This window comes from Cupriavidus sp. HMR-1, assembly GCF_000319775.1.
Lineage (GTDB): Bacteria > Pseudomonadota > Gammaproteobacteria > Burkholderiales > Burkholderiaceae > Cupriavidus > Cupriavidus metallidurans.
Genome location: NZ_ANKP01000045.1, coordinates 26,656 through 42,758, shown reverse-complemented (window position 1 = coordinate 42,758; position 16,103 = coordinate 26,656). Strand labels below are relative to the sequence as shown.

16 protein-coding genes are annotated in these 16,103 nt (G+C 61.6%); all 16 read right to left on the bottom strand.

The genetic code is table 11. The features are described from left to right. Nucleotides 1–203: 203 nt before the first annotated feature. Nucleotides 204–554 carry a cytochrome o ubiquinol oxidase subunit IV gene (gene cyoD, locus D769_RS06750; RefSeq protein WP_008643397.1) on the bottom strand — a complete coding sequence of 117 codons (351 nt, stop codon included), beginning with the start codon at nt 552–554 and terminating at the stop codon, nt 204–206. Next, entirely contained in the window at nt 555–1,199 is a 645-nt protein-coding gene (gene cyoC / locus D769_RS06745) for a cytochrome o ubiquinol oxidase subunit III (RefSeq protein ID WP_008643394.1), read from the bottom strand. It lies immediately after the preceding gene. A 5-nt stretch (nt 1,200–1,204) separates the two neighbouring features. Then, nucleotides 1,205–3,178, bottom strand: coding sequence for a cytochrome o ubiquinol oxidase subunit I (gene cyoB, locus D769_RS06740; protein ID WP_008643392.1), 1,974 nt, complete (start codon nt 3,176–3,178; stop codon nt 1,205–1,207). An 8-nt stretch (nt 3,179–3,186) separates the two neighbouring features. Further along, the gene (gene cyoA, locus D769_RS06735; protein WP_011515759.1) at nt 3,187–4,155 is read right to left on the bottom strand and encodes a ubiquinol oxidase subunit II; all 969 of its coding nucleotides are present in this window, start codon (nt 4,153–4,155) and stop codon (nt 3,187–3,189) included. Nucleotides 4,156–4,757: 602 nt separating this feature from the next. Continuing rightward, the gene (locus D769_RS06730) at nt 4,758–5,231 is read right to left on the bottom strand and encodes a MaoC family dehydratase (protein ID WP_008643388.1); all 474 of its coding nucleotides are present in this window, start codon (nt 5,229–5,231) and stop codon (nt 4,758–4,760) included. 85 nt (nt 5,232–5,316) lie between these two features. Further along, nucleotides 5,317–5,766 (bottom strand): MaoC family dehydratase, encoded by a 450-nt coding sequence (locus D769_RS06725; protein ID WP_008643386.1) that lies wholly within the window; start codon nt 5,764–5,766, stop codon nt 5,317–5,319. A 64-nt stretch (nt 5,767–5,830) separates the two neighbouring features. Continuing rightward, the gene (locus D769_RS06720) at nt 5,831–6,949 is read right to left on the bottom strand and encodes an acyl-CoA dehydrogenase (RefSeq protein WP_008643384.1); all 1,119 of its coding nucleotides are present in this window, start codon (nt 6,947–6,949) and stop codon (nt 5,831–5,833) included. Nucleotides 6,950–6,962: 13 nt separating this feature from the next. Next, the gene (locus D769_RS06715) at nt 6,963–8,165 is read right to left on the bottom strand and encodes an acyl-CoA dehydrogenase family protein (RefSeq protein ID WP_008643372.1); all 1,203 of its coding nucleotides are present in this window, start codon (nt 8,163–8,165) and stop codon (nt 6,963–6,965) included. A 91-nt stretch (nt 8,166–8,256) separates the two neighbouring features. Next, on the bottom strand, nt 8,257–8,724 hold the full coding sequence (locus D769_RS06710) for a DUF1178 family protein (RefSeq protein ID WP_008643370.1): 468 nt from the start codon (nt 8,722–8,724) through the stop codon (nt 8,257–8,259). A 206-nt stretch (nt 8,725–8,930) separates the two neighbouring features. Then, on the bottom strand, nt 8,931–9,566 hold the full coding sequence (locus D769_RS06705; protein ID WP_008643368.1) for an NUDIX hydrolase: 636 nt from the start codon (nt 9,564–9,566) through the stop codon (nt 8,931–8,933). Nucleotides 9,567–9,614: 48 nt separating this feature from the next. After that, complete coding sequence (locus tag D769_RS06700) at nt 9,615–9,923, bottom strand: DUF2818 family protein (RefSeq protein WP_008643366.1); 309 nt, start codon at nt 9,921–9,923, stop codon at nt 9,615–9,617. 21 nt (nt 9,924–9,944) lie between these two features. Further along, nucleotides 9,945–11,420, bottom strand: coding sequence for an NADH-quinone oxidoreductase subunit NuoN (gene nuoN / locus D769_RS06695; RefSeq protein WP_008643364.1), 1,476 nt, complete (start codon nt 11,418–11,420; stop codon nt 9,945–9,947). A gap of 19 nt (nt 11,421–11,439) precedes the next feature. Continuing rightward, complete coding sequence (locus D769_RS06690) at nt 11,440–12,906, bottom strand: NADH-quinone oxidoreductase subunit M (RefSeq protein WP_008643361.1); 1,467 nt, start codon at nt 12,904–12,906, stop codon at nt 11,440–11,442. Nucleotides 12,907–12,934: 28 nt separating this feature from the next. Beyond that, entirely contained in the window at nt 12,935–15,013 is a 2,079-nt protein-coding gene (gene nuoL, locus D769_RS06685; RefSeq protein ID WP_008643359.1) for an NADH-quinone oxidoreductase subunit L, read from the bottom strand. 61 nt (nt 15,014–15,074) lie between these two features. Further along, on the bottom strand, nt 15,075–15,380 hold the full coding sequence (gene nuoK, locus D769_RS06680) for an NADH-quinone oxidoreductase subunit NuoK (RefSeq protein ID WP_008643358.1): 306 nt from the start codon (nt 15,378–15,380) through the stop codon (nt 15,075–15,077). 17 nt (nt 15,381–15,397) lie between these two features. Next, nucleotides 15,398–16,039 (bottom strand): NADH-quinone oxidoreductase subunit J, encoded by a 642-nt coding sequence (locus D769_RS06675; protein ID WP_008643357.1) that lies wholly within the window; start codon nt 16,037–16,039, stop codon nt 15,398–15,400. Between the last annotated feature and the right edge of the window lie 64 nt (nt 16,040–16,103).

Below are 16,103 nucleotides of genomic sequence, written 5' to 3'. Positions count from 1 at the left end.
ACGGGAGGAAGGCCGTGCCGCACCACGCTGGTGCCGCCGACGGGGCCGGAGGGAAATCCGCAGGCGCACCGCGAATGTGCAGCGCCGTTCGGGTGCGGTCCGGCGTGAACCGGTGCAGCCGTGGCCGATGCCGGTGCGTTGCGCACCGTGGCCAATAAAAAACGGGGCCCGAAGGCCCCGTTTTCAAACAACCGTATGAACCGTTACTTCATCCACGGCATCATGTTGGCGTTCATGTTGTGCATGATCCAGAGCGAACCGGCCAGCACAATGAACAGGATCAGTACCGTGAACAGCAGCGCCATCACGTTCCAGCGCTGACCGTTCGAACCATCCAGATGCAGGAAGTACTTCAGGTGCACGACGATCTGAACGGCCGCCATGCCCAGGATGATCCACAGCATGGTGCCGCGTTCCATCGTGCCGTCCATGACGATCTTGAACGGAATCACGGTCAGGATCACCGCCAGCACGAAGCCGATCACATACGACTTGACGCTGCTGTGGCCATGCGACGCGCCGTGAGCGGCGGTCGAAGCGTGTTGCTGTGCCATTTACATTGCTCCCATCAGGTAGACCACGGTGAACACACCGATCCAGACCACGTCCAGGAAGTGCCAGAACAGGCTGAGGCAGTTCAGGCGCTTGGCCACGACCGGGGTCAGGCCCTTCTTCGACAGTTGCCACATCAGCACGAGCATCCACAGCATGCCGCTGGCAACGTGCAGACCGTGGGTACCCACGAGCGTGAAGAACGACGACAGGAACGCGCTGCGGCTCGGGCCGGCACCCTCGTGAATCAGGTGCGCGAACTCGTTGATTTCCATGCCCATGAACGCGGCGCCCAGCAGGAACGTCACGCCCAGCCAGAACATCACGCGGCCCTTCTGATGGTTCTGCATCGACACCATGGCAAAGCCATAGGTGATCGACGAGAACAGCAGGATGGCGGTTTCCACGAGCACGTAGTTGAGCTCGAAGATCTCCTTGCCCGACGGGCCACCCGCCACTTCGCCGCGCAGGACGGCGAAGGCGGCGAACAGGCACGCGAACAAGATGCAGTCGCTCATCAGGTACAGCCAGAAACCGAAGACGGTGTTCTCGCTGGTGTCGTGATGCGCGTGGTCGTGCGCCTCGTCGTGCGAGTGCGCATGCGCAGGGGCTTTCGCCCCGAAGCGGTCAAGAACTTCTGTCGACATAGTTATCAGCCCTGGGCAGCAATGCGCTGCTGGTAGCGCGTTTCGATCTGCTCGACCTCGGAGGCCGGCACGTAGTAATCGATGTGGTCATCGTTGGCGCGGCGGATGAACGCTACGACCATGCCGATCAGGCCCACGGCGGCAAGCCACCAGATGTGCCACGTCAGCGCGAAGCCCAGCGCCAGGCTGAATGCACCCATGTAGAAACCAGCCGCGGTGTTCTTCGGCATGTGAATCTGCTCGAAGCCATCCGTGCGGATCTTCTCGCCACGGGCCTTCATGTCGGCGAACGCGTCCAGGTCACGCACCACCGGGGTGTGCGCGAAGTTGTAGAACGCCGGGGGCGACGAAGTTGCCCATTCCAGCGTGCGGCCACCCCACGGGTCGCCCGTCACGTCTGCCAGCTTCTTGCGGTCGCGGATCGACACGACGATCTGCAGCACCTGGAAGAAGATACCCAGCGCCACGAACACCACGCCCACCACGGCCAGATGCAGCCACGGCGTCCAGGCCGGGTTGTCGGTGTGGTTCAGACGACGGGTCATGCCCATCAGGCCCAGCACGTACAGCGGCATGAAGGCGAAGTAGAAGCCCACCAGCCAGCACCAGAAGGCGCACTTGCCCAGACGCTCGTTCAGCTTGAAGCCGAAGGCCTTCGGCCACCAGTAGGTCACGCCGGCCAGGTAGCCAAACAGCACGCCACCGATGATCACGTTGTGGAAGTGAGCAATCAGGAACAGGCTGTTGTGCAGCACGAAGTCAGCAGCCGGCACGGCCATCAGCACGCCGGTCATGCCACCGATCACGAACGTGATCATGAAGCCCAGCGTCCACAGCACCGGCGACGTGAATTGCACGCGACCACGGTACATCGTGAACAGCCAGTTGAAGATCTTCACGCCCGTCGGGATCGAGATGATCATCGTCGTGATGCCGAAGAACGCGTTCACGTTGGCGCCGGAGCCCATCGTGAAGAAGTGATGCAGCCACACGATGAACGACAGCACCATGATCGCGCTGGTGGCATACACCATCCCCTTGTAGCCGAACAGCTTCTTGCCCGAGAACGTCGAGATGATTTCCGAGAAGATACCGAACGCCGGCAGGATCAGGATGTAGACCTCGGGGTGGCCCCAGATCCAGATCAGGTTCACGTACATCATGGCGTTACCGCCGCCATTGTTCGTGAAGAAGTGCATGTCGAAGTAGCGGTCCAGGCCCAGCAGTGCCAGCGACACCGTCAGCACCGGGAAGGCAGCCACGATCAGCACGTTGGTGCACAGGACCGTCCAGGTGAACACCGGCATGCGCATCAGCGTCATGCCCGGGGCGCGCATCTTCAGGATGGTCACCAGGAAGTTCACGCCGGTCAGCAATGTCCCTAGCCCTGATATCTGCAGCGACCAGAGGTAGTAGTCCACCCCCACGCCCGGGCTGTAGTCCAGACCCGACAGCGGCGGATAGGCCAGCCAGCCGGTACGCGCGAATTCGCCAACGCCCAGCGAGACATTCACGAGCATCGCGCCGGCCACGAACAGCCAGAAGCTCAGCGTGTTCAGGAACGGGAACGCCACGTCGCGTGCGCCGATCTGCAGGGGCACCACGAGGTTCATCAGACCCGTCATCAGCGGCATGGCCACGAAGAAGATCATGATCACGCCGTGGGCCGTGAACACCTGGTCATAGTGCTCGGGCGGCAGGAAGCCGGTGGAGCCGTTGGTGGCAACCGCCAGCTGGGTACGCATCATGACGGCGTCGGCAAAGCCGCGCAGCAGCATGATCAGCGCCACCAGCGAGTACATCACGCCGATGCGCTTGTGATCGACCGAGGTAATCCACTCGGTCCACAGGTAGTCCCACTTCTTGAAGTACGTGATCGCACCGAGCAGCGCCAGCCCGCCAAGGGCCACGCAGCTCAGCGTGATCATGATGATCGGCTCATGAAACGGAATCGCCGACAAACTCAATTTGCCAAACATCATTGCTCCTAGATTTGCGCGCCCAGCGCCGGCTTGGCCGGCGTGGCCATGGACACCCGCTCTTCACCGAGCGTGTTACGCGACGTGCAGACCGGACCGCCATCAAAACCTTCGCGGGCCATTGCATGGCCGTCGCCGCCCATGTACTGATGCAGGATGCCGGTGTACAGACCGTCTTCGACCTTGCCGAAGTACGTCACCGGTTCCGCTTCGCTCGGCTTGGCCAGGACCTTGTAGTCCTCGGACGCGAGCTGCTTTTCGGACGCGCGCACCTTTTCCACCCACTTGTCGAACTCGAAATTCGACATGGCGATGGCCTTGAACTTCATGCCCGAGAAGCCGCCGCCACTGTAGTTGGCGGACATGCCGTCAAACGTGCCGGCTTCATTGGCGATGAGGTGCAGCTTGGTCTCCATCCCAGCCATGGCGTAAACCTGGCTACCCAGTTGCGGGATGAAGAACGAATTCATGATCGAATCCGACGTGATCTTGAAGTTCACCGGCGTGTTCACCGGCAGCGCGAGCTGGTTCACCGTCGCGATCTTCAGTTCCGGATAGATGAACAGCCATTTCCAGTTCATCGCCACGGCTTCCACGGTCACCGGCTTGACGTTCGACTCGAGCGGCTTGTACGGGTCGAGATCGTGCGACGACTTCCAGGTGATGATGCCCAGCGCGATGATGATCAGGCAGGGGATCAGCCAAACCACCACTTCGATGCGGGTGGAGTGCGACCAGTTCGGATCGTATTCAGCAGACGTGTTGCTGGCGCGATACTTCCACGCGAACACGAGCGTCAGGATGATGACCGGTACGACGACCAGCAGCATCAGCCAGGTGGCGATCAGGATGATGCCCTTGATGTCGACGCCGACTTGCCCTTTCGGGTTCATCAGCGCGAAGTCGCAGCCGGCCAACAGGAGCAGGCCAAGGCAAGGCAGGTACCGCATCAGGGGCGGCATTTTTGGTTTCTTCATGTCACGACGGTCTGGTTGCGCCACGCCTGTGCACAAGCGTGGCACCGCCTACCTGCTGCACGGGGCAACTGGCTGGCTGGGCTGGGGAAAACCGGAGGACGTGTCCAAAGCTGGCGCTGCGAAATGGGCGATGCAAACGCCTGCGGACCATGCGGCCGGGCAACGCCATGAACGCGGCTTGGACAGCAACTGACGACTGCGTGCGCGCGCCTGAGGGGGCGGGTGCGTGCGCTGAGGTGACCGACTGCCTGAACTGCGTCTGCCCCGGTTCGGAAATGCCACCGGAACGAGCGTTGTGTCACGATGTTCACGCCATATCCACTTGCTTCAACCGCCTCACCAGCGCAGTGAGAACGGTCTCCGAGCGGATATCGCATTACATAAAACATCGTGGCCGGGACTGTACCGCAACGCAACATTACGGGTAAACCCAGACACAACAGAAACACTGTTCTTTTAATCGGACAATTCCTTGACCTGTCGCAACGGGGTAACAGTTATATCGTGGTTGCTTGTTTTTCCACGATTTCGCTGGACAAATGACAAGGGCCGCGATCTCGCGGCCCTCATTGTCGAGCGACAGTGCTGACGAATCGGATACGTCAGGAGTAGCGTCGACTGATCGATTCCGCCACGCAGACCGGTCGATCCGCGCCTTCCCGCTCGATCGTCACCTCCCAGGTGGACTGGGCACCGACCAGGCCATTCGGCAGCGGCTCCAGCCGCTCGACCTTGAGCAGCTTCACGCGTCCTCGCAGACGGCTGCCCACCGGCACCGGCGATGTGAAACGAACGCGATTCAGACCATAGTTGACGCCCATCTTGACGCCTTCCATGTGGATTGCGTTCTGCATCAGCTGGGGCAGCAGCGAAAGGGTCAGGAAGCCGTGCGCGATCGGCGCGCCGAACGGCGACTCACGCTTGGCGCGCTCGACGTCGATATGGATCCACTGGTGATCGCCCGTGGCCTCGGCAAACAGGTTCACCTGCTGCTGCGTGATTTCGATCCAGTCGCTGACAGCCACTTCCTCGCCCTGCAGCGACTCCAGTTCTTCCAACGATGCGATGGTACGCATGGTGCTTGTCTCCTTGTCGTTCTTTTCTGATTGGGTAGGCCCCCTCTCCCGCGTGCGGCAGAGGGAAGTGAACAAACGGCGTGCGTCAGGCCGGGCGGCGCTTGTACATCCCCATGCCCTTGACCGTGCACACAACCTCGCCCTTCTGGTTGCTGGCCACCCACTGGGTCATCACCACGCCGCGGTCAGGCTTGGAACTCGACGGACGCACGTCCAGAACCCTCAGCACGGCAGTCAGGGTGTCACCGGCATAGACCGGCTTGATCCAGCGGACTTCATCCACGCCGGGCGACCCCATGCTGGTGGAGCGATCCCCCATCGACAGCACCAGCAGACGCATGATGATGCCGCAGGTCATCCAGCCGCTGGAAATCAGCCCACCGTAGATGCTCTGCTCCGCCGCGGCCTTGTCGACGTGAAACGGTTGCGGGTCGTACTGGCGCGCGAAGCTGATGATCTCCTCTTCAGTGACCGTATAGCTCCCGAGCGGGTGTTCGCTGCCGACGACGTAATCCTCGAAATACATCTTGGACATCAAGTCCTCCAATGAAAAAACCGCGCTCGGGGTCACCGGCGCGGTTTGAACACTTACGCAATACTCAGGCAGCTTCCTGGAAGCCAGGCTGGCTGGCGAAGCGGCCCAGATGGTGGTCCACATCGCCGAAGGTCGTATTGATCAGCGTGAGGCGCTTGAACATGTGCGCGGCCGGCAGTTCGTCGGTCACACCCATGCCACCGTGGATCTGCACGGCTTCCTGCCCCACCGAGCGGGCTGCCACGCCGACGCGCGCCTTGGCGGCGGACACGTAGCGGCGGCGCTCCTCGGGGCTGGCCTCGTCGAAGCGCGCCGCGGCCAGCAGCGTGATCGAACGCGACTGCTCCGCATGGATCATCATTTCGACCATGCGGTGCTGCAGCGCCTGGAAGCGTGCGATGGCCACGCCGAACTGCTGGCGGGTCTTCGCGTACTCGAGCGTGGCGGCGTTGAGCGTATCCATGACACCAACGGCTTCGGCGCACAGCAGCACGGCGGCGTAGTCGGCGGTGGCTTCGAGCACATCCCAGCCCTTGCCTTCCGTGCCGATCAGCGTGGCCGGTGCGTCCAGGAACGTCACGTCGGCCGCATGGAGGTTGTCGATCGTGCGGTAGTCCTTGACGCTGACGCCGGCACCCTTGGTATCGACCAGGAACAGCGAGATGCCGTCACGGTCCGACTGGGCGCCGCTGGTGCGTGCCGACACCACGAGCTTGTCAGCCTGGGCGCCGTGGGTCACCACGACCTTGCGACCGTTGAGCTTGCCGCCCTTGGCCGTCACGGTCACGTTGTTCAGTTCATGGCGTGCCTGCTGCTCATTGAACGCCGTGGCCAGCTTCAGTTCGCCACCAGCCACCTGCTCGAGCAGCGCTTCCTGGCCACCGGCCAGCTTGAGCGCCTGCGCGGCCACCACTGTCGCGAAGTACGGCTCCACCACCAGGCCGCGGCCCAGTTCCTGCTGCACCACCATCATGTCGACAGCCGTACCGGAGAAACCACCTTGCGCCTCGGGCACCGGCAGCGCGGTCAGGCCGAGTTCGACCAGTCCGCCCCAGGCCTGCTCGCCGTAGCCATTCGCGCCCTTGATGTTCTTCTTGCGCGATTCGAAGTCGTAGCTCTTCTCGACAAAACGGCGAATCGCGTCGGCCAGTTGCTTCTGTTCGTCGCTGAGATTGAAGTTCATGTTGCGTGTCTCCTCACAGCCCCAGAATCATCTGGCTGATGATGTTCTTTTGGATTTCGTTCGAACCGCCGTAGATGGAGGTCTTGCGATAGTTGAAGTAGTACGCGGCCAGCGGGGCGGCGTCGTCATAGCCGGTCACGGCGTGCTCGTGTTCGCACTCCAGGTACGCCGGATCGAACGGCTGGGCGTACGGGCCGACCGCTTCGACCATCAGTTCGGTCAGCATCTGCTGGATCTCGGTGCCCTTGATCTTGAGCATCGATGCCTCGGGGCCAGGGCCCTTGCCAGCGGCTTCGCTCGACACCACGCGCAGCACGGTGATCTCCAGCGCCATCAGTTCGATTTCCAGCGCGGCGACCTTGGCGCCAAACACCGGATCCTCGAGCAGCGGCTTGCCGTTCTTCTGCTGCTGGCGGGCAACGCGCTTCAGGAAACCCAGTTCGCGCTTGGAGTTACCCACGCGCGCAATGCCGGTACGCTCATGGCCGAGCAGATACTTGGCATAGGTCCAGCCACGGTTTTCCTCGCCGACGCGGTTCTCGACCGGCACCTTGACGTTGTCGAAGAAGACTTCGTTCACTTCATGCTCTTCGTCGAGCATGATGATCGGGCGCACGGTAATGCCCGGCGTCTTCATGTCGATCAGCAGGAACGAAATGCCCTCTTGCTTCTTGGCCTCGGGGTCGGTGCGCACCAGGCAGAAGATCATGTCGGCGTGCTGGCCGAGCGTGGTCCAGGTCTTCTGGCCGTTGACGATGTAGTGCTTGCCATCCGACGTCAGCTCGGCGCGGGTCTTCAGCGAAGCCAGATCCGAACCCGAACCCGGCTCCGAATAGCCCTGGCACCACCAGTCGGTGCAGTCGAGGATACGCGGCAGGTAGTACGACTTCTGCTCTGCGTTGCCGTACTTCATGATCACGGGCGCGACCATCGCCACGCCGAACGGCAGCACGCCAGGCGCACCGACGCGGGCATTTTCCTCGTCCCAGATGTGGCGTTGCGTGGCGTTCCAGCCCGTGCCACCGAACTCGACCGGCCAGTGCGGCGCGGACCAGCCCTTGCCAGCCAGGATCTTGTGCCAGCGCACCAGATCGTCGCGGTTGGGGCGGCGGTGGTTGAGTACCTTTTCGCGGATTTCCGCCGGCAGGTTGGCTTCGAGCCAGCTACGCACTTCCTGACGGAAGGCGATGTCGGCCGCCGAGTAATTGAGATCCATGCCCGTCTCCATTGGTGGTGCCGGCGGGCGCCGGCCGTTTGTTTTACCTCGCGCATCACTGCGCGAGGTAAACCGGGCACAGGATGCTTGTTCAGTGGGCCGTCTGCTTCAGCGCATCCGGCACGATGAGCGGAAAGGTCTCGATGCCTTCGTCGGCCAGCGCCTGCACGTCTTCCGGCGTTGCCGAACCGCGGATACCGCGCTCCGGCGCTTCCTCATAGTGCATGCGCCGCGCTTCCTCGGCGAAACGTTCTCCCACGTCCTCGGTCTGCGCCAGTACCTGCCGGACTGCCTTCAGATAGTGGGCCTGCAGCGCCTGCATCATCTGCTGCGCGTCGGCCTTGCCTTCCTCGGCATTCCGGACCTGCGTCTGCGCCGGCTTGGCGGTGGCACCCGAAAGATTCAGGCGCGGCGCGCTGGGCAGGCGGGAGACGGCATGGTCACCACAGACCGGGCATTGGACGAGGTCACGCGAAATCTGCGATTGCGCATCTTCCTCCGAGGCAAACCAACCCTCGAAACGATGGTCTTGCGCACAGCGCAGGTCGAGCACCTTCATGATCTTTCCAGCCCGTCGGGCAATATTAGCCGTGAATCGAAATTTTGTGAACGGTCGTGCTAATTTTTTCGCTGACCGTTTTTGCCTGGCAGGATGCGTCCTAAACACAATTACGCCGGAGCAAGGGAAAACCCCATGCGGAGACTGGCGCTGCGCCGGATACAAGCCTGCAAGGTGGCGTCGTAGCTTAGCAGTAATGCGGCGTTTCAGCCGATGCTGCGATTGTCAGGAAACGGAGGCTCGCTTTGCTCGCCCGGCTGCCAGGCGCCAGAGACGATCTTCTCCAGCCAGAGCGCGCCGATAATCGTCTTGACGTCGGTAATACGCCCCTGACGTACCCAATCGATCACCTGGCCCACCGGCGTGATAAAGGTTTCCAGGAACTCGCCATCGTCGAGTTTCGCCTCGCCGGCGGTCAGATCACGCGCCAGGAACAGGTCGATGAATTCGGTCGAGTAGGAAATCACAGGGTGGATCCGCGTCAGGTAGTCCCAGCGACGCGCGGTGTAGCCGGTTTCCTCGAGCAACTCACGTTCGCCACAGCGCTGCGCGCCCTCTTCCGGATCGAGCTTGCCGGCCGGAAATTCGAGCATCACTTCACCGATCGGGTAGCGGAACTGGCGCTCCATCAGCACCGTGCCGTCATCGAACAGCGGGATCATCATGACTGCGCCCGGATGTAGCACGTACTCGCGCCCGGCTTGCTTGCCATTGGGCAGGCGCACGATGTCTTGCTTGAGGGTGAGGAATTTGCCGCGATGGATGGTCGCGGAAGCGACGGCAGTTTCCCTGAGGTGATCGTCACGCTCTTCGGACGATACGGCGGGGGTCTTGTCGATCATGAACGCTCCGGGTGTGGCACGGGCCCCGGCGCGAGGGTCTGGCCGCAATCAGGCCGTGCGATGTTTGACCAGGTATTGCCAGGTGAAGCCGGGGAAGGCAAACACCAGCATCATGCAGGCGGTGATGGCGTAGAACTGCCAGCCTTGCGGGAAGGCGTTGCCGAGGCTCGCCTCCACCGCGAAACCGGCAAGGCCGGCCACCACGTACCACATGAAGAGTTCCACCAGGCGCAGCCACAGCGGCTTGCGGGCCCACTTCAGGCCCACCGCCGCGAACAGGCGCTGGTTGACGAACGGCAGATTGGCACACACCAGTGCCAAAAGGATGACAAACCAACCACCTGCCGAGGAACTCATTGCGTCACCTTGCCTGAAAAATCAGGACGCCAGCGTAGCACGGATGGCCTGGAAGCACAGGTCCATCAGGCCAGCCGGGAACAGACCCAGCAGGATCACTGCCAGACCGTTCAGACTCAGCACCGAACGCAGGCCAGTCGACGCTTCCAGCGGCTCTTCGCCAACCGGTGCATCGAAGTACATCAGCTTCACAATGCGCAGGTAGTAGAACGCGCCGATCAGCGAGAACACCACTGCCACCACGGCCAGCCAGCTCATGCCTGCCGACACGACCGCCTGCAGCACCGACAGCTTGGCATAGAAGCCGACGGTCGGCGGAATGCCGGCCATCGAGAACATCATCACCAGCATCAGGAACGCGAACCACGGATGACGACGCGACATGCCCTTCAGGTCGTCGAGCGTTTCTGCCTCGAAGCCCTTGCGCGTGCGAACCAGGATCAGGCCGAACGTGCCCAGCGTGGTCAGCATGTACGTGATCGAGTAGAACATCGACGAGCTGTAGGCATTCACTGCGCCGTCGGCCTTGTTGGCCACCACGCCCGAAAGCATGCCCAGCAGCACGAAGCCCATGTGGGAGATCGTCGAGTACGCCAGCATCCGCTTCAGATTTGTCTGAACGATAGCCGTCAGGTTACCGATGACCAGCGAAGCAATCGACAGGATCACCAGCATGACCTGCCAGTCGGTCGCCAGCGGCAGCAGGCCCTCCACCAGCAGGCGGATGATCAGCGCGAATGCGGCAACCTTCGGACCAGCAGCGATCAGCAGCGTCACAGCGGTCGGCGAACCCTGGTAGATGTCCGGGATCCACATATGGAACGGTGCGGCACCCAGCTTGAACGCCACACCGGCCACGATGAACACCACACCGAAGGCCAGCATCGTCGTGTTGACGCGGCCCGACTCGACCACGCGGAACACTTCACCCAGGTTCAGCGAACCGGTGGCACCGTACATCATCGACATGCCGTAGAGCAGGAAGCCCGATGCCAGTGCGCCCAGCACGAAGTACTTGATCGCCGATTCGGACGTCACGCGCGACTCGCGGCGCAGGGCAACCAGCGCATACGACGACAGCGACAGCAGTTCCAGACCCAGGTACAGCGTCAGGAAGTTGTTGCCGGTGATCATCACGATCTGACCGCCGAGCGTGAACAGCGCGAGCATGTAGAACTCGCCTGCGAACATGTCCCGTTCGGCCAGGTAGCTACGCGTGTAAATCAGCGTCAGAAGCATACCCAACGAGCAGAACGCGGCCAGCACGTTCGCCATCGGGTCGATCACGACCAGGTTGGCGAACGCGTAGTGCGTTTCGCCGCCTGCCGCGTCGATGCCGAACCACACGGTCAGCACCAGTGTAGTCAGCAGCGACAGCGGGTACGCCACGCTGGTGCGGTTCTTGCCGCGGGCTAGGTCGATCCAGTTGATCGCCGCAATGGCGATCGCCAGGAAAATGATTGGCGCCACGGGGGCCAGGCTAGAGGACGATTGCATGTTGATTTCTCTCCCCCGCTTACAGCTTGGACTGTGCCACGTGGGACAGCAGGTTCACCACCGAGGCGTGCATCACGTCGGTGAAGGGTTTCGGGTACAGACCCATATACAGCGTCATGATCGCCAGCAGACCGAGCATGAAGAATTCACGCTTGTTCAGGTCCACCAGTTCGCGGACGTGCTCGTGCACGATATCGCCGAAGATCACGCGCTTGACCATCCACAGCGAGTAAGCCGCGCCGAAGATCAGGGCCGTGGCGGCCAGCAGACCGATCCAGAAGTTGAACTTGACGGCACCCAGGATCACCATGAATTCGCCCACGAAGCCCGAGGTAGCCGGCAGACCGCAGTTGGCCATCGCGAAGAACACCGACAGCGCCGCGAACTTCGGCATCACGTTCACCACACCGCCGTAATCGGCGATCTGGCGCGAGTGCACGCGGTCATAGAGCACACCGATACACAGGAACATCGCGCCCGACACGAAACCGTGCGAGATCATCTGGATGATGCCGCCCTCGATGCCGATCTCATTGAAGATGAAGAAACCGAGCGTCACGAAACCCATGTGCGCGATCGACGAGTACGCCACCAGCTTCTTCATGTCGGCCTGGACCAGTGCCACGAGGCCGATGTAGATCACGGCGATCAGCGAGATCGTGATGATGAACGGGGCCAGGTAGTGGCTGGCGTCCGGGGCGATCGGCAGCGAGAACCGCAGGAAACCGTAGGCACCCAGCTTCAGCATGATCGCCGCCAGCACCACGGAACCGCCGGTCGGCGCTTCCACGTGGGCGTCCGGCAGCCAGGTGTGCACCGGCCACATCGGCACCTTCACCGCGAAGGCCATGAAGAACGCGAGGAAGATCGCGATCTGCTCGTTCATCGTCAGCTTGGCCTGGTGCCAGGTCAGGATGTCGAACGAGCCCGTCTTGTTGTACAGGTACAGCAGCGCGACCAGCGTCAGCAGCGAGCCGAGCAGCGTGTAGAGGAAGAACTTGAACGCCGCATACACGCGGTTCGGGCCACCCCAGACGCCGATGATGATGTACATCGGGATCAGCGTGGCTTCGAAGAACACGTAGAACAGCAAGCCGTCCAGCGACGAGAAGACACCGACCATCAGGCCCGACAGGATCAGGAACGAGGCCATGTATTCGGCCACGCGTTCGGTGATCACTTCCCAGGCCGAGATCACGACGATCACGGTGATGAATGCGGTCAGCACCACGAACCACATCGAGATGCCATCCACACCCAGGTGGTACTGGATGTTGAAGCGTTCGATCCAGTTCGCCTGCTCGACGAACTGCATCGCAGCGGAAGCGGTGTCGAAGTGGAAGATCAGCGGCAGCGTGACGGCAAAGCTGACGATAGCACCGAACAGCGCCATCCAGCGCACGAAGCATTTGCTTCGGTCGGAGCCGAACATCAATACCACCAGCCCGAAGAAGATAGGCAGCCAGATTGCGAAAGACAGAACCATTTCTATGTTTTCCTTGCTTTGGTGCCTATCACTTGGTGCCTATCACGCCAGTGATCGTCAGCGTCAGGAGCACCAACATGCCGATGATCATTGCGAAAGCGTAATGGTAGATATAACCGGACTGCAGGTAGCGGCTGGCCGCAGCGAACGACGCCACCACGCGGGCCGAACCATTGACGAACAGGCCGTCGATGAAGCTCTGGTCACCACCCTTCCACAGGCCAGTACCCAGCAGGCGCGCGCCGCGAGCGAAAACCGCCTCGTTGATCGCGTCCATGTAGTACTTGTTGTCCAGCAGCTTGTAGAGACCGGAGAAACGTTGCTTGATCGCTGCGGGGATGTCCGGGCGCTTCATGTAGAAGAACCACGACAGCACAACGCCTGCGATGGCCAGCCACAACACCGGTGTCGTCAGCGAGTGAATCGCCATCGGCACCCAGCCATGGAACGCTTCCTTCAGCTCTTCCATCGCATGATGGTTCTCGCCGACGAAGATCACGTCCTTGAAGGCCACGCCATGTTTGAAGAACTCGCCGAACAGCATCGGCTCGATGGCGATGGCGCCAACGATCACCGACGGGATGGCCAGCAGCACCAGCGGCAGCGTCACGACCCACGGGGACTCGTGCGGCTTCTGGCCCGGGGCCAGGCCGTGGTGGTGGTCGTGCGAGACTTCCTCGTCATGGTGGTTGCCATGGTGATCGTCGGCCTTGCCGAAGCGCTCTTCACCGTGGAACACCAGGAAGTACATGCGGAACGAATAGAAGGCAGTCACGAACACACCGGCCAGCACCGCGAAGTACGCGAAGCCCGAGCCAGCGATGTGCGATTCGGCCACGGCCTCGATGATCGAGTCCTTCGAGTAGAAGCCGGCGAAGAACGGCGTGCCGATCAGGGCGAGCGAACCGACCAACGACGTGATCCACGTGATCGGCATGTACTTGCGCAGGCCGCCCATGTTGCGGATGTCCTGGTCATGGTGCATGCCGATGATCACGGAGCCCGCGGCAAGGAACAGCAGTGCCTTGAAGAACGCGTGGGTCATCAGGTGGAACACGGCCACTGAGTAGGCCGAAGCACCCAGCGCGACGGTCATGTAACCGAGCTGCGACAGCGTGGAGTACGCCACCACGCGCTTGATGTCGTTCTGGATGATGCCCAGGAAGCCCATGAACAATGCGGTGATCGCGCCGATGACCAGCACAAACGACAGCGCGGTGTCCGACAGTTCGAACAGCGGCGACATGCGCGCCACCATGAAGATACCGGCGGTCACCATGGTTGCCGCGTGAATCAGTGCCGAAATCGGGGTCGGGCCTTCCATCGAGTCAGGCAGCCAGACGTGCAGCGGGAACTGCGCCGACTTGCCCATCGCGCCGATGAACAGGCAGATGCAGGCCACGGTGATCATCATCCAGTCAGTACCGGGGAAGATCACGGTTGCCAACTGCTCGCGGGTAGCGAAGACATCCGTGTAGTTCATGCTGCCGCTGTATGCCAGCAGCAGGCCAATACCGAGGATGAAGCCGAAGTCACCCACACGGTTGACCAGGAACGCCTTCAGGTTCGCGAAGATCGCCGTCGGTCGGGTGTACCAGAAACCGATCAGCAGGTACGACACCAGGCCCACCGCTTCCCAGCCGAAGAACAGCTGCAGGAAGTTGTTGCTCATCACCAGCATCAGCATCGAGAAGGTGAAGAGCGAGATGTAGGCGAAGAATCGGTTGTAGCCAGGGTCCCCTTCCATGTAGCCGACGGTGTAGATGTGCACCATCAGCGAGACGAAGGTCACGACCACCATCATCATCGCGGTCAGGGAGTCGACCAGGAAGCCGACCTCCATCTTCAGGCTGCCGATCGTCATCCACTCGTACACGGTGGCGTTGTAGCCCGCGCCGTTGAGCACGTCGAGCAGCACCATCACCGACAGGACGAAAGCGATGGCAACGCCGAGAATCGTTGCCGAATGCGCCACGATCCGGCCGCCGCGCGACTCCGAGGAAAACGTGCCGAAGAACTTGGTACCGAACAGACCGGCTATCGCGGCGCCGGCGAGCGGCGCCAGCGGAATCGCCAGCAGCAGGTTGGGGTTGAGCGTGGTTGCCATAGGACGCTTATTGGTGTGCGATCGGGGAGCAGTCTTGGTTCAATGTGGATGCGGTCATGAATTAGCCCTTGAGGGTATCCATGTCGTCCACGTTGATCGTGTCCAGGTTACGGAACAGCACAACCAGGATTGCCAGACCAATTGCCGACTCGGCGGCGGCCACCGTGAGGATGAAGAAAACGAAAACCTGACCAGCCAGGTCGCCCATGTAGTGCGAGAAGGCGACGAAGTTCATGTTCACCGCAAGCAGCAGCAGTTCGAGCGCCATCAGCAGCACGATCACGTTCTTGCGGTTCAGGAAGATGCCAACGATGCTGATCGCAAACAGGATCGCACCGAGGACGAGGAAGTGGGCGAGAGAGAGCACAGCGGATTCTCCGGGCTTTAGTTCTTGTTGGCGGCTGCCGCGGCATCCGCTTCGGCCCGGCCCTCGGCCGGCAGTTTCACCAGACGCACGCGCTCGTCTCGGCGCACACGGAGCTGGGCGCCAATGTCCTGGGCCTTCACGTCCTTGCGGCGGCGCAGCGTCAGCGCAACGGCGGCGATGATGGCCACCAGCAGGATGATGCCGGCCACTTCGAACGCGTAGATGTAGTCCGTGTAGATCAGCTTGCCCAGCGCGGCGGTGTTCGAATAGTTCGGATCCTGCGCGCCCGCGGGCAGCACGGCGTTGGTCGTGCCGATGAAGTTGCGCACAAGCACAATCGCCATTTCGGCGATGATCAGCGCGCCAATGATCGAGGCCATCGGCACGTAGGTCCAGAAGTCGCGCCGCAAATGCTCGATGTCGATGTCGATCATCATCACGACGAACAGGAACAGCACCATCACGGCGCCGACGTACACGAGCAGGAGCAGGATGGCGAGGAATTCGGCCTTCAGGATCATCCAGATCGCTGCGGCGGTGAAGAACGCCAGGACGAGGAACAGTGCGGAATGCACCGGGTTCTTTGCCGTGATGACTTTCAGTGCGGACAGCACCAGCACCAACGCAAAGACATAGAAGATGGTGGTCGTGAGTTCCATGGTCCCTATCGGATCCTCTTTGGGCCGCTTGCACACAGGCCCCTTTTCGGGGTGGCCACGCGTG